The sequence below is a fragment of the Weizmannia sp. FSL W8-0676 genome, from assembly GCF_038593015.1.
Lineage (GTDB): Bacteria > Bacillota > Bacilli > Bacillales > Bacillaceae_C > Weizmannia > Weizmannia coagulans.
In genome coordinates this window covers 1319848-1332832 of record NZ_CP151954.1, presented here as the reverse complement: position 1 = coordinate 1332832, position 12985 = coordinate 1319848, and the positions used below count along the sequence as shown (strand labels likewise).

Annotated in this window: 10 protein-coding genes; all 10 read right to left on the bottom strand. The window is 49.5% G+C overall.

Translation table 11 applies throughout. The features are described 5' to 3' along the window. Positions 1-64: 64 nt before the first annotated feature. A complete protein-coding gene (mutL, locus tag NST20_RS06415; protein ID WP_342400277.1) occupies positions 65-1963 on the bottom strand; it encodes a DNA mismatch repair endonuclease MutL in 1899 nt (632 codons plus the stop codon). 15 nt (positions 1964-1978) lie between these two features. After that, entirely contained in the window at positions 1979-4606 is a 2628-nt protein-coding gene (mutS, locus tag NST20_RS06410; protein WP_340703552.1) for a DNA mismatch repair protein MutS, read from the bottom strand. Positions 4607-4868: 262 nt separating this feature from the next. Beyond that, on the bottom strand, positions 4869-5405 hold the full coding sequence (locus NST20_RS06405) for an outer spore coat protein CotE (RefSeq protein ID WP_013859176.1): 537 nt from the start codon (positions 5403-5405) through the stop codon (positions 4869-4871). A gap of 196 nt (positions 5406-5601) precedes the next feature. Further along, complete coding sequence (locus NST20_RS06400) at positions 5602-6030, bottom strand: RicAFT regulatory complex protein RicA family protein (protein WP_013859175.1); 429 nt, start codon at positions 6028-6030, stop codon at positions 5602-5604. Beyond that, entirely contained in the window at positions 6030-7577 is a 1548-nt protein-coding gene (gene miaB / locus NST20_RS06395; protein ID WP_013859174.1) for a tRNA (N6-isopentenyl adenosine(37)-C2)-methylthiotransferase MiaB, read from the bottom strand. Before miaB ends, NST20_RS06400 begins: the two co-directional genes overlap by 1 nt. A 55-nt stretch (positions 7578-7632) precedes the next feature. After that, positions 7633-8748, bottom strand: coding sequence for an APC family permease (locus tag NST20_RS06390; protein WP_342400412.1), 1116 nt, complete (start codon positions 8746-8748; stop codon positions 7633-7635). A gap of 350 nt (positions 8749-9098) precedes the next feature. Continuing rightward, a complete protein-coding gene (locus NST20_RS06385) occupies positions 9099-10370 on the bottom strand; it encodes a U32 family peptidase (RefSeq protein WP_342400276.1) in 1272 nt (423 codons plus the stop codon). Between the two features lie 10 nt (positions 10371-10380). After that, complete coding sequence (locus tag NST20_RS06380) at positions 10381-11292, bottom strand: peptidase U32 family protein (protein WP_342400275.1); 912 nt, start codon at positions 11290-11292, stop codon at positions 10381-10383. 188 nt (positions 11293-11480) lie between these two features. Then, complete coding sequence (gene spoVS, locus NST20_RS06375) at positions 11481-11741, bottom strand: stage V sporulation protein SpoVS (RefSeq protein ID WP_013859169.1); 261 nt, start codon at positions 11739-11741, stop codon at positions 11481-11483. 370 nt (positions 11742-12111) lie between these two features. Beyond that, on the bottom strand, positions 12112-12912 hold the full coding sequence (locus tag NST20_RS06370) for a TIGR00282 family metallophosphoesterase (RefSeq protein WP_013859168.1): 801 nt from the start codon (positions 12910-12912) through the stop codon (positions 12112-12114). Between the last annotated feature and the right edge of the window lie 73 nt (positions 12913-12985).

Here is a 12985-nt window from a genome sequence, read left to right as displayed (position 1 = left end):
TAGTAAAACATCCGTTAAAAAGAACGAAACCCCTTGTTTAACAAGGGGTTTCGTGATCGGGGAATTACATGACACGTTTGAACATTTTTTCGAGTTCGTATACCGAATAGTGGATGATGATCGGGCGGCCGTGCGGGCATGTAAACGGGTCGGATGCCATCCGGAGCGCATCAAGCAGCGCCTGGATTTCGTCATTGCGCAAATGCCGGTTCGCCTTGATGGACCCTCTGCAGCTCATCATAATCGCCGCTTTTTCACGCAATTTTTTTACATCGACTTTTTTTATGGAAAGGACATGCTCGATCATTTCCTCAATGACTTCTTTTTCCTCATTTTTCGGGAACCATGTCGGATGGGAACGGACAATAAAGCTGTTATGCCCGAATGGTTCAAGGAAAACGCCGACCTCTTTCAGCGCTTCAAGGTTCTCCTGAATTTTAATCGCTTCATCCGTCGCGTATTCCAAAGTCAGCGGCACAAGCATTTCCTGCACCTCTTTTTTCACTTCGCCGACTTTTTCGCGGAAAAATTCATACTTGACCCGCTCCTGGGCAGCGTGCTGGTCAATGATATACAGGCCGTTTTCATTTTGTGCAAAAATATACGTGCCGTGCATCTGGCCGATCGGATACATCGGCGGAATGCGGGATGCCGGCTGCTGTGCCGCCAGCTGCCCCTTTGCCTCTTTAACATCCAATGCAGCACGCACCGGTTCGCGGATCTCTTCCGGTAAAACGGGATCCGAATTTCCTCCTGAAAATGGCGGGAAATCAGCGGTCGGCTGTTCCGCATCCGGGCTTTTATAAGGCTGCCCCGTTTTCGCTTCCTCCGGCCGGGACGATGGGTGCGGCGCAACCGGCGCAGAGAAAGCTTTCGGGGTTTCCGGTTCCGTTTTTTCCGGCAAATGGTCAAGCTGGAACGACACCTGTTCCTGTTTTGGCTTTTCTGCCTGCCGCACCATGCCGGACGGAATCAATTCCTGCTTTTTGAAAGCAGCTTTAATCGCGTCCGTAATCGCCCGGCAAAGCTCCTTTTCTTTGCTGAACCGCACTTCCAGCTTGGCCGGGTGGACATTCGCATCGACTAACACCGGATCCATTTTCAGCGATAGCAGCACAATCGGGTAGCGGCCGATCGGGAGCAGTGTATGGTACCCTTCCAATATGGCTTTTACAAGCGCGTAATTTTTAATAAACCGGCCATTTACCATCGTGGAAATATAATTGCGCGAAGCCCGCGTAATTTCCGGCAAAGCGATAAACCCGTTGATTTCAAAATCAAGCGTTTGGCTGTGTACCGGAATCATTTTTTTGGCAATGTTCACGCCGTAAATGGCGGCAAGCACCTGGCGCACGTCGCCGTTCCCGCTTGTCTGAAGCAGCATCTTTCCGCCGTGGCGGAGGCGGAAAGACACCTCGGGATGGCTGAGCGCGAGGCGGTTCACCACATCGGTAATATTGCCGAGCTCGGTATGGATCGACTTCATATATTTTAACCGTGCAGGCGTGTTAAAAAATAAATCGGTGACCGTAATTTCGGTTCCTCTCCGGCTCGGCGCCTGTTCGCGGGCCACCCATTTCCCGCCTTCAATGACCGCTTTTGTCCCGGGCCCGTTTCCGGTTGAGGTGACCATCTCAACACGGGCAACAGCCGCAATGCTCGGCAGCGCTTCGCCGCGGAATCCGAGCGAACGGATCCGGAACAGATCATGTTCGTTTTTAATTTTGCTTGTGGCGTGGCGTGAGAAAGCAAGCTCAACATCTTCAGGCTCGATGCCGGTTCCATTATCAATCATACGGATTTTTTCCATACCGGCTTCCCAGACATCAATTTCGATGACCGTGCTTTCCGCGTCAATGGCATTTTCCGCCAGTTCCTTCACGACAGATGCCGGCCGTTCAACCACTTCACCGGCTGCAATCCTGTTCGAAAGCGACTCGTCCAGTTGTGCAATTTTTCCCATCGCGGACAACACCACCTATTTTTTTAATTTTTTCTGGATTTCATAGAGTGCATTCATGGCCGCAAGCGGCGTCATCTCAAGCAGATCGAGTTCCCTGATTTGCTTGAGCACCTTTCTTTCCTTTGCTTCAACGGTTTTCTGGCGCGGCGTTTCTGGCTCTTCAAAAAAGGACAGTTGCGCGGGTTCGCTGGTACCAGCCGCTTCCGGGGGGTTCATTTGCGTCTCGCCATTATCCTGGTTTTCAAGCGCATGGAGGATTTTTTCGGCGCGACGAATGACTTGTTCCGGCAGGCCGGCCAGTTTTGCCACATGGATCCCGTAACTTTTATCTGCAGGGCCTTCTTTGATTTTATGGAGGAAAACAACTTTGCCGTTTTGCTCCATGGCGGTGACATGGACGTTTTGCAGCTTGCCCAGATCTGCAGAAAGCGCCGTCAGCTCATGATAATGGGTGGAAAAAAGCGTTTTGGCCCCGATTTCATCATGGATGTATTCGATCATCGCCTGGGCAAGTGCCATCCCGTCATATGTAGACGTTCCGCGCCCGATTTCATCAAATAAAATCAGGCTTCGTTCCGTTGCGTTTGCAATCGCGTTTTTCGCTTCCAGCATTTCGACCATGAACGTACTCTGACCGGAAATGAGATCATCAGCTGCGCCAATCCGTGTAAAAATCCGGTCAAAAACCGGTAGCTCCGCCTCGCGTGCCGGCACAAAGCAGCCGATTTGCGCAAGGATTACCGTCAGTGCAATTTGCCGCATATACGTGCTTTTCCCGGACATGTTCGGCCCGGTAATCAGCAGAATCTCCCGGTTTTCATCCATCAGGCAGTCGTTTGGCACATAGCTTTGCGAATCGAGCACTTTTTCAACAACCGGATGGCGCCCTTCCGTAATCTTCAGCACGCCGTCTGTCCGGAATACCGGCTTTGTGTAGTGGCGTTTTTCGCTTACGACGGCAAAGCTTTGCAGCACATCAATCGTGCTGACCGCTTTTGCGAGGCGCTGCAGCCGCGGAATAAATTCTTTTACATGTGCCCGGATTTCCGTAAACAGCTCGTATTCCAGGTCGATCATTCTTTCTTCCGCCTGCAAAATAAGCGCTTCTTTTTCTTTCAATTCCGGTGTAATGAACCGCTCGGCATTCGCCAGCGTCTGTTTCCGTTCATACCGGCCTTCTTCGAGCAGGTGGAGGTTTGCCTTCGTCACTTCGATATAGTAGCCGAACACGCGGTTGTATCCGACTTTCAGCGACTTGATCCCGGTCCGCTCGCGCTCTTCGCGTTCGAGGCTTGCAATCCACTGCTTGCCGTTTTTGCTTGCGTCGCGGTAACGGTCCAGCTCTTCGTTATAGCCGTCACGGATCATCCCGCCTTCCTTCACGGAAACCGGGGGACTGTCCTCAATGGCGCGTTCGAGCAAATCTGTCAGCTCTTCGCACGGGTCAAGAAGCGCCGCCAGTTTTTTGCTTTCCGGGCTTTCCATGCTCTCCATGACCGCCCGGATGCCCGGGATTTGCTGCAGCGAGCATTTCAGCTGGATCAGGTCGCGCGCATTCACATTGCCGAATGCCACCCGGCCGGCAAGCCTTTCGAGGTCATATACTTCCTTCAGGCGCCCGCGAATATCCTCCCGTTCAAAGTAATGGTTTAAAAAGGTTTCCACCATTTGAAGCCGCGCTTCAATTTTTTCTTGCTTAAGAAGCGGCCGGCCGATCCACTGTTTTAAAAGCCGTCCGCCCATGGCCGTCATCGTTTCATCGAGCAGCCATAAAAGCGATCCTTTTTTTCCTTGCCCGCGGATCGTCTCTGTCAGTTCGAGATTGCGCTTGGAATAATAATCGATGTTTAAAAACCGGCGGACTTCATACATTTCAACCGGCTGTAGATGGTCGAGGCTCCTTTTTTGCGTGCGGAATAAATAGTTTAACAGCCTTGCCGCAGCCAGCTGCAAAAGCTCCGGTTTAAGCTGGGGCAAAAGCTTTTCAAAGCCTTCCTTGACGGCGGTATCCGTTTCGAAGGAAATGGTGATATTTCCTGTATTTTTCATCAGCCGCGCGTACTCATCCGGAAATTCCGGATCTACCACAGCTTCTTTTGCGCCGATTGACGCCAGTTCATTCAGCACTTCTTCAAACGGGCCTTCCAACAGGCAACCCTTGCCCTCCCCTGTTGACAAATCAATATAGGCAATCGCGAAATGCCCGTCCGCCAGGGATGCAACAGACGCAATATAGTGGTTTTCTTTTTCTGCGAGCGATTTGCCCTCCATCAGGGTGCCGGGGGTAATCAGCTGGATGACTTCCCGCTTGACAACGCCCTTTGCCAGTTTCGGGTCTTCCATCTGTTCACATATTGCCACTTTATAGCCTTTATCAATCAGCTGTTCAATATAAGTGCTGGCGGAATGGTACGGTACCCCGCACATCGGGATTTTTTCGTCGCCGCCGCCGTCCCTGCTCGTTAATGTAATTTCAAGTTCCTGGGACGCTTTAATGGCATCTTCGAAAAACATTTCATAGAAATCGCCGAGGCGGAAAAATAAAAAGGCATCCTGATATTCCGCCTTCACTTGCAAATATTGCTGGATCATTGGGGTATACGCAGCCATTCTTACCAAATTCCTTTCCTGCTTATCAATCATTCTTCAATCCTGTTTATTATAACATATTTGCATAAAGGCCTTCATAAATTGAAATACGGATCATTTTACAAAAACCGGGCCTTGTCTGTTGATTTTCAATGCCTCCTCCGGGGTGCCGGGTTTTTTCTTTCCTGTGGCAAAGCCCGCTGTGGGGATCCGGGAAAAACTTTAATCGCATTCTAAGCGGCACAAGCGTTTTGGTGGTGAAATCCGCCGCGCCCAGAAAAAAAACTAGGAGTGTATGCCTCCTAGTTTGCGGCTTCTATTCTTCTTCACTTCCCACTAAAAAGTCAGGGTTTAATTCTTCAAACTCGTCGCTGCTTTCTTCCCATTCATCATCATCGCTGCACCCTTCAGGCGAGATGGCAACACAAACTTTTGTTTCACCGATGACTTCCACGAGAAACTCTCTTTCGACACTGACAATGATTTTATTGCCGTTTGGCGAAATGACCGCTTCAATGCAATTCGGCTGCTGCAGGACGCTTGCGATGACTTCTTTGTCGTCCAGGCAATCCGGATCCCTGTAATGCAATTTAACGGTATCGGTATACTCGACTTTTTCCGTCATGACCGATGTCTTCGTATTGTCATTATGGGAGTACCAGATGTTCACATCATAAGAGCCGCGGATTTTAACTTCTTTATCTATTTTCCTGGCTTCGTACTTATGGTTGATAATCCAGCAGCCTAAAATGCTCGAAGGATGCTGCGGCGGGCAAATCGTATGATTGGACTGCGTAAATTTGCGCCCTTTCGCAACGACTGCTTTTGTAATGATTTCTCTATATTCTGCCATTCGAGCGAACCCTCCTCATCTATTTTCAATTCATCCTATGCTTTTACCCAGGCCGGTGTGCCAATTCTTTTCCCGCCACCTCCGGGTAATCCTAACATATGCCGCGGCTCTGAAGGAGTGCCCGTACCCGGGAATGGATTTGCCTTGGGCGTGCAAAAAAAAAAAACGGTGTGCACCCGGGTGCACACCGTTTTTTTCAGTGGAGGGTGCCGGAAGAATATTTCACCTGGGATCCGGTTTGGCCTTTTAAAAGATCGCCGCCGGTGGATTTGATGATTTCATCCGTAATCGTATTGGAAATGGTGTTTGTTACAAGCTGGAGCAGGTCGTTTACGTCCATCTGCGACTGCTTGAACTCCTGGACGACCGGGATGCCGTCCAGTTCTTCTTCCAGTTCGTCTATTTTGGCTTCCACTTGTTTTAACGCTTCTTTTTTTCCATAATGCTGCAAATTGACAGCCTGCTTTTGCAAAGCTTTGATATTGGCAATTAAATTGCGGACTCTCTCATTTTCATTGATTTGCGCTTCCGCCCGTTTAAAAAAATCCACTTCTTCCGTTTCCGCAATCATTTTCGCCAGTTCGGCAGCTTTTGCGACAATATCATCTTTTGTAAACTTCTGCATCACGCTTCCACCCCGGCCGGGTCAAGCACAGCCACCATTTCCCCGTCCAGTGACCATGTTTTCGCCTTCGTAATTTTTACCTGCACGAGTTTTCCAATCGCTGATTTCGGGCCTTTGAAGTTGACAAGTTTGTTTTTGCGTGTGTAACCGGCTAAAATTTCCGGATTGTTTTTGCTTTCGCCTTCTACAAGCACTTCCACAACCTGGCCTTCGTATTTTTCCATGGCTGCTTTTGAATAGGCATTGACGAGTTCATTCAGGCGCTGCAGCCTTTCCTTTTTCACTTCCATCGGGATATTGTCTTTCATTCTCGCTGCCGGCGTGCCTTCGCGTGGGGAATAAATAAACGTATAGGCCGTTTCGAACCCGACTTCTTTATACAGGGACAATGTTTCTTCAAACTGCTCTTCGGTTTCGTTCGGGAAACCGACAATAATATCGGTGGACAGCGCCACATCCGGAATCGCGGCTTTGATTTTTCTGACGAGTTCCAAATATTGTTCCCGCGTATATTTGCGGCCCATAATTTTTAAAATTTCGCTTGAACCGGACTGGACCGGAAGATGGATATGCTCGACGAGGTTTCCTTTTTTCGCCAGCACTTCGATCAGGCGGTCGTCGAAATCGCGCGGATGGCTCGTGGTAAAGCGGATGCGCGGGATGTTGATTTTGCGCAGATCATCCATCAAATCACCAAGGCCGTATTCAAGGTCGTCAAAATCTTTTCCGTAGGCATTGACGTTCTGGCCGAGCAACGTGATTTCCTTGTAGCCTTTGGCGGCCAGTTCGCGCACTTCCTGGATGATGTCTTCCGGGCGCCTTGAACGCTCTTTTCCGCGCGTATACGGCACAATGCAGTACGTGCAGAATTTATCGCATCCGTACATGATGTTCACCCATGCCTTGATGTTGCCTTTGCGCACTTTCGGCAGGCTTTCGATCACGTCGCCTTCTTTGGACCATACTTCCACAACCATTGCCTTGGACATATACGCTTCTTTTAAAATGTACGGCAGGCGGTGAATGTTGTGGGTGCCGAAAACCATATCGACATGCGGGTGTTTTTGCAAAATTTTATTGACGACGGATTCTTCCTGCGACATACAGCCGCAAACCCCGATCAGCATGTCCGGTTTTTCCGTTTTCAACGGTTTCAGGTGGCCGATTTCGCCAAACACTTTATTTTCGGCGTTTTCACGGATGGCGCATGTATTCAGCAGAACCACATCCGCATCTTCCACCGTTTCGGTCGGCGTGTAGCCAAGCTGCATAAAAATGCCGGCCATCACTTCCGTGTCATGTTCGTTCATTTGGCAGCCGTAAGTCCGGATGTAAAATTTCAATCCGTCGCCCATGCCTTTTAAGTCTTCATCGATTTCAAAGTCTTTAAAATACTGGACCGGTTTCCGGCTACGTTTTCTTGCTTCTTTTAAATTTGGCGGAATATAAACCGATTGGAAATATTTGCTGTAGTCCTTTTCGGATTTTTTGTCCGCAGGCTCTACAGGGTTCACTTGCTGCTGTTCCAAACGCTGTTTCTCGTTCATAGCAATCCCCTTTCTGTTTGCACCATGCCGCGCTATTGCGGCAACCATATAAACATCATGCGTATAACCAGTATAAATGGTTTTTTCTCCTATTACAACAAACCTCGTGCCCGGCAAAGTTGATAAACGAGGAAATGAGCTCCAGGCTGGGCGTGATCGCAAGCAGCGACACCAGGCCGACAAGGATTACATTCCAAGCGGGGGTCCGGAATTTTGGATGCACGTATCCAAACCATCGCTTCGGCAGGACGCCGTTTCTCCCCATCACATATAACAGCCGTGAAACACTGGCATGGGAAGCAAGGCCGGACGCAACCGTGGCGGCAAATGCACCGGAAATAAACAATAACTTAAACAGCGTTCCGCCCACGTACAATCCGATTTCGGGCAATGTGTCATCCGTGTTTTTAAAATGAGAAACGTCCGGAAACAAGGCTTGCGCGAAATAACTGGCGATAAAAAAGACCGCTCCGCCGATAAAAACCGTCAGCATGATCGCTTTCGGCATGATTTTGGGATCTTTCGCTTCCTCCGCATACATCGTCACCGCATCAAAGCCGATAAACGAGAAACATACGACTGTCGCACCCGTCAGGACCGCGCTCAAACGGACACCGGAGTGGTAAAGCGGATCGAAAGTGATAACCGTGCCTTTTCCCATCCCGTGCGAAAATTGTACAATGGCCAGCACAAGAAAAGCGGCGATCAGCACCAATTCAAAAGCAACAAGAATGGTGTTCATATTGGACGTTTTCCCCATGCTCCATACATTGATGCCCGTCACGCCGGCTACATACGCCACCACCCAGACCCAGGCGGGCACGTTTGGAAAGACGGATACCATATAAATCCGGATAATTAAAGCATTCACCATGGGCAACAGCAAATAGTCGAGCAACGCCGCCCATCCGACAAGGAACCCGAGATGGGGGTTCATCGTTTCCCTTGTATACGTGTAGGCAGATCCGGCGTTCGGGAAAACTTTTACCATCTTCCCGTAACTGATAGCAGTAAACAGCATGACAATCAAAGCTGTGATATAGGCAAGCGGCACCACCCCGTTGGTTTCCTTTGATACGATGCCAAAAGTATCAAACACAATGGTAGGCGTCATATACCCTAACCCGAGTCCGACGATGGCCCATAAACCGAGTGAACGCTTTAATGTCACATTCTCCAATTTTATCATTCTCCCTCTCTATTCCACAAATCAAAGATGTTTGCTTTTTGGTACGCCAATAAGGCAGATCCGCTTCCATCCACACGGAGGCCTATTATTCTACATCTTTGCAATTTTCATACCAATTGCCAGAAAAACAAAGGGAGGATTTAAAAAACTCAGAATTTGGGAAAAGCAGCCGCGGGATTTCGGAGGGACAGGCGGGAAAAAGGAAAACTTCTTATGCAAAAATGCATAGCATAATCTATTTTGCATACCATTGGAAGGCAAATTAACGAAAGCCGGGGATGCAAAAAACGGCGGGGACATGTTTTGATATCCCGCCGTTTTGAGGTAAATTTTCATTCACTTGGAGCCTGTACAGGGAAGTTTGAAAAGCGCGCCGTACTCACCGGCATTTTGCGTATCCGCATCAAATCATAAGGTTTTACAGGATGGTCGGTGATCGTTTTCACGGTCATCAGCGCATTCGGGGCACGTTCAATACATTTGCCGTCTTCATCCCAAAGCTTGCGGATGGTTTGTGTGAAACGGGAAAACCCCGGCTCGTAAAACTCCACTTCTTCCCCTGCCGCAAAATGGTTGCGCTGTTCAAGCGTGGCGATTTTTGTAGCCGGGTCGTAATCCAAAACGCGGGCAGCGAAAGTATATTTCGGGATTTTGCGGGGGCGCCCGAACAGTTGCTGGCGGGCATCCGGTTCCCCAAAGTAAAAACCGGTTGCCAGTTCCCGTTGTGCCACTTTCCAAATTTCTTCCTCCCACGCCGGGTCAAAAACAAAATGGCCTGGATCTATGCAATAGGCATCGACAATCGCCCGGTACACATTCGCCACAGTCGAAACATAGTGGATCGACTTCATTCTGCCTTCAATTTTAAAACTTCCCACACCCGCTTCAATCAATTCCGGCACGTGATGGATCATCGTAAGGTCCACCGCACTCATGGAAAAAGGCTCGCCGCCAGCTGTTAAGATGTCGGCTCCTTCATTTTCAAACAAGTCATATTTCCAACGGCATGACTGGGCGCATCCGCCGCGGTTTGCGTCACGGTTCACCATATGGTTGGACAGTACGCAACGCCCGGAATACGAAATGCACATCGCCCCCTGTACAAACGCTTCTATTTCCATACCGGTATTTTTCCGGATTTCGCGGATTTCTTCAAGGCTGACTTCGCGGGCCAGAACCACCCTTTCGACCCCTTCCTGCTCCCAGAACTGAAGCGCTTTGTAATTTGTTGCAGAAGCCTGGGTCGACAAATGGACGGCAAGACCGGGCGCCTCTTCCATACAAATGGTGATAAAACCCGGGTCGGAGATGATGACAGCGTCAATCCCGATCTCCTTTAATGTGCGGAAAAAATCCCCTGCCCCTTCATCATCGCCTTCATGGCCGACCATATTTGCAGCTACATACACTTTTGCGCCGCGGGCATGCGCAAAGCGGACCCCTTCCTTCATCTCGCCATACGTAAAATTGCCGGCTCTCGAACGCAAGCCGTAAGCCTGTCCGCCAATATATACGGCATCCGCGCCATAGCGGACGGCGATTTCCAGTTTTTCAAGATTTCCGGCCGGCGCAAGTACTTCCGGTTTTTTGATGATGTTTCGCATATTCTCCCTCCTACTGTACTTCATCCGGCTGCCGCAGGAAAAACCTCGTGCCAAGCTTCCGTGTTTCCGGCTGCAATTGCAAAAGCTCAGCTGAAAAACGCGCCGCATCAAATGTGCCGGACAGCACCGCTTCTTTTGCCCGGACATAAAGGGCGGCAATGTCCGTAAAGGTTTCCCCTTCGGCCAAAATGCCGTCGAGTTTCCACGTATCCAGCCCGGCCCTGTGCAGATCCGGCAAATACCGAATGAGCGCAATGTCTTCTGCGGAAAAAATATGGGTGCCATTTTCATCCTCAAAAAGCGGATACTGCTTTTCCCGGTCTTTCTTCTCGCTGATGCTGAGCCTGTCACGGACAGTTGTGCCGGCATTAAGATGCGCAAATTGGGTGTAATTCGAAAGCAAGCGGCGCTTCGAGTGGTGGATGCATGTCGGGCCGTATACTTGTACCTCGACGGGTTGCTTGATTTGCGCCTGTATCTCTTTTAATTCAATAAAAGTACATTCGCGCGCCGCCACGGCACCTATTGCCCCGCGTTTGAGCCAGAACTTTATCTGGTTTGCCGATGTGACAAGCGTCTGTGCATCGTAAATATAAGGCAGATTCAGTTTCATTTCTTTTAAGAGCTGTATCACGCCCGGATCCCCGACAGTAATCGCATCCACTCCCGCTTTTTCAAGTGATGACAAATATTCGGGAAGCGCCTCTATATGGCCGTTATGCATCAATCCGTTAACGGCTGTATACACTTTCCTGTTCTGCCGGTGTGCAAACTTTGTAATGTCGCCTATTTCTTCAAGCGTGATATGGCCGGGCATGCGCAAGCCGAAACGGTTCCCCCCGATATAGAGGGTATCCACTCCGGCCGCAATCAGCGCTTCAGCCTGCCCGGACGATTCGGCAGTAGCAATGATATGGATCAACTTTCACCCCTCCTTCAGCCACTTTTCAGGCTGCAGTAAAAAAGGCGCAAAGATAAAGCGTGCCACGATTTTACTTTATCATGGGTACGGGTCTTTTTTGCCGGCAAAGTATGACAGTTTCCGCAAACCTTTTTTCCATGCAAAAAAAGCTGCCTGCTTCTGCAAACAGCGTTTCTTTCCAATCTATATCAGCGGGGTTCAACGATAAGTTTAATAGCGGTTCTTTCTTCTCCTTCAATCTGAATGTCCGTGAAAGCCGGGATGCAAATTAAATCCACACCGCTTGGGGCCACAAACCCTCTTGCAATGGCAACGGCTTTTACAGCCTGGTTAATGGCGCCCGCCCCGATCGCCTGGATTTCCGCCCCCCCTCTTTCACGAAGAACACCGGCAAGTGCACCAGCTACAGAATTAGGATTAGATTTTGCTGAAACTTTTAATATTTCCATTCCTTCTCCTCCTTGTCTCCTTCCGTTAACCGAATGTCCGTTCAGAGTGACGATTCATGTTCGAACGTGAAGTATCTCTTGCCCGTTTCCAGACCGGCCTTTTGCAGCTTCGCTGGAAATGGGGCGGCTGCCTTAAAATCCGGCAGCCGCCCCGCATATCAGGCTGCTGATTCTCCTGCTTGTCGTGCGGGCTTTCATGAACGTCTCTTGCTCAAAAAACTCCGGGGAGCTGCCCCCGCACAGCGGGAAAAATCATTTCACTGCTACTATATTCCTTTGTTTTGCGAGTTATGCCATCCTTCATAAGCGCCGGTACATAAAAAGAGGCGCTCTTCTGCCCGGCATCCATCCGGAAACAGAAAAAACCCGTTTATTCAGAGATAAACGGGCGGTCTTCATTGATTAAAATATTTTGGATTGTTGCAGCTTTGCCTGTTTTTTTATCAAGGCTGATGATGCATCCGCTTAATATTTTCCTTCCCGACTTTGGTACTTCGAAACGGACGGGAAGCGAAGTCAGAAATTTTTTCATTACTGCTTCTTTGTCCATACCGAGAATGGCATCGTACGGACCGGTCATGCCGGCATCGGTCAGATAGGCAGTACCGTTTGGCAAAATTCTTGCATCGGCGGTTTGCACATGCGTATGGGTCCCGATCACGGCCGACACTTTGCCGTCCAGAAACCAGCCCATTGCCTGTTTTTCGCTTGTCGTTTCGGCATGGAAATCAACAAAGATAAAATGGGTTCTTTTTCTTGCCAGCGCCACCATCTCTTCTGCTTTCCGGAACGGGTCATCGAGCGCATTCATAAACGTTCTGCCCTGCAGGTTGATGACTGCAAACTCCGTTCCTTCCGCTTTGATCAGCGCCATCCCTTTTCCTGGGGTTCCGTCCGGAAAATTGGCCGGACGCACCATCCATTTTGCTTCCTCAATAAAGTCAAAAATCTCTTTGTTGTCCCATGCATGGTTTCCGAGCGTGATGATATCCGCACCTGCATCCAGCAGACCACGGTAAATGTTTTTGGTAATCCCGCGCCCGCCGGCTGCATTTTCCCCGTTTACGATGGTCAAATGCGGCCTATATTTCGCCTTTAACTTCGGCAAATATTCGTTCACCATCTCACGCCCTAATGACCCGACAACATCCCCTATAAATAGAATCTCCATGCAATAAATCCTTTCTTTGCTTTATAAAACCATCTTCATTTTCTTTCAAAACGTTTAAAGAAAATAAGCGGTG